The organism is Paenibacillus sp. SAF-068 (assembly GCF_051967555.1).
Classification (GTDB): domain Bacteria; phylum Bacillota; class Bacilli; order Paenibacillales; family Paenibacillaceae; genus Paenibacillus.
In genome coordinates this window covers 1-1,139 of sequence record NZ_JBQCJX010000017.1, presented here as the reverse complement: position 1 = coordinate 1,139, position 1,139 = coordinate 1, and the positions used below count along the sequence as shown (strand labels likewise).

Genomic DNA, 1,139 nt, shown 5'->3' with positions numbered 1-1,139 from the left:
ATTTTCCCGATGGATGTTTTGGGAATCTGGCTTGTACGTACGGGTATGACCTCTTTGGGTTTAATGCCATACCCCTTGCTGACAATACCTTTGATCTTCTGGATCTGCTGAACCGGATCGGTCCCTTCTTTCGGTACGAAGAAGATCAGCACACTCTCCTTGTTTGCTTTCTCCTCTAACGCACACACGGCTGTATAACTTGTCTCTACACCTTCCAGCCGCTCTATGGCCGCCTCCACCTCATAATTGCTTATATTAATGCCATTGATGATGATCTCTTCCTTGGATCGTCCCGTAATCGTCAGTCGTCCTTGCCGAATAAATCCAACGTCTCCCGTTTCAAACCAGCCTGCTTCGTCAAACATCTCCTGATTTAGCTCGGGATTATTGTAGTATCCTTTGGTAACGCATTCCCCGTTTAACTGAATTCTGCCGATCCTTTCCTCGCTTATCACATTTCTGTCATGATCCACAATTCGCACGGATACTCCTGGAATCGGCCTTCCAATCTCCACGAATGTAAATGCCTCTTCGCCTGGTTTCGCTTCCTGAATTCTTCCTTGAAGGGAATCTTTTTGTACGTGCCGTATCCCTGCTTCCGTCCCCAGTGCAAATACGTCGGAATAGACCACGCCGGAACATGTTTCAGACATTCCCCAAGCCGGATTCATGCAATCTGAGCGCAAACCATATGGACTCAACACTTCCAAAAAACGTTTCCCTGTACGAGGCGTGATTTGTTCTCCGCCATTCAGAATAAATCGCATTGTCGAGAGATCCCACGCTTCGTTGCCTCCTCGGCTTTCCACGCTTTCTGTGACAAGACCATAAGCAAAATTGGGGGCCCACGTTACCGTGCATCGATGTGCCGAGATCAAATCCATCCATCGTCGCGGATCCGTCAAAATCCGCTCAATTTTGACCTGGATCTGCTGACATCCCGTGTACATATCCCGAATGTGAAACATAACCAATCCGCCTACATGCTCAAGCGGCATCCAGTTTAATGAGATATCCTCCGGCGTAAACCCGTTCAGTTGCACGGTCCCTTTCTCCCGTGCGATGATGTTCCCATGCGTCAGCTGTACTCCTTTCGGTTTTCCCGTGCTTCCCGACGTAAAGAGCATCAAAGCCAGGTC

Annotated in this window: 1 protein-coding gene; it reads right to left on the bottom strand. The window is 48.8% G+C overall.

Annotated features, from left to right (window positions below):
• Positions 1–1,139: AMP-binding protein (locus ACTHPG_RS28155; protein ID WP_440392561.1), on the bottom strand; the 1,139-nt coding region annotated here is incomplete at both ends.